Genomic DNA, 525 nt, shown 5'->3' with positions numbered 1-525 from the left:
GAGCCTCGCGAGCGCGATTTGCAGGTCGCCGGACTCAAAGTCCCGCCGCACTCGATTGAAGCGGAACAGTCGGTGTTGGGCGGTTTAATGCTGGACAACGAGCGCTGGGACGATGTCGCCGAGCGCGTGGTATCCGACGATGTTTATACCCGTCCACACCGCCATATCTTTACCGAAATGGCGCGCCTGCAGGAAGCCGGTAGCCCGATTGACCTGATTACACTGGCTGAATCGCTGGAGCGTCAGGGGCAGCTGGATTCAGTCGGTGGATTTGCCTATCTGGCAGAGTTATCGAAAAACACGCCAAGTGCGGCGAACATCAGCGCTTATGCGGATATCGTGCGCGAACGTGCCGTTGTGCGCGAGATGATCGCCGTTGCGAACGAGATCGCCGAAGCGGGCTTTGATCCGCAGGGCCGCACCAGCGAAGATTTGCTGGACCTCGCCGAATCCCGCGTCTTCAAGAGCGCCGAAAGCCGCGCCAATAAAGACGAAGGTCCGCGAAATATCGCCGACGTGCTCGAC

Annotated in this window: 1 protein-coding gene; it reads left to right on the top strand. The window is 59.4% G+C overall.

The genetic code is table 11. The annotated features are described in order from the left end of the window. Nucleotides 1-525 (top strand): DnaB-like helicase N-terminal domain-containing protein (locus K5E19_RS23900; RefSeq protein ID WP_311775535.1); only part of this gene is annotated, 525 nt, incomplete at both ends.

Origin of the sequence: Enterobacter sp. RIT637 (assembly GCF_019718755.1) — a bacterium.
In the GTDB taxonomy this organism is placed as follows: Bacteria; Pseudomonadota; Gammaproteobacteria; order Enterobacterales; family Enterobacteriaceae; genus Enterobacter.
This window is presented reverse-complemented; position numbering and strand designations above follow the sequence as displayed.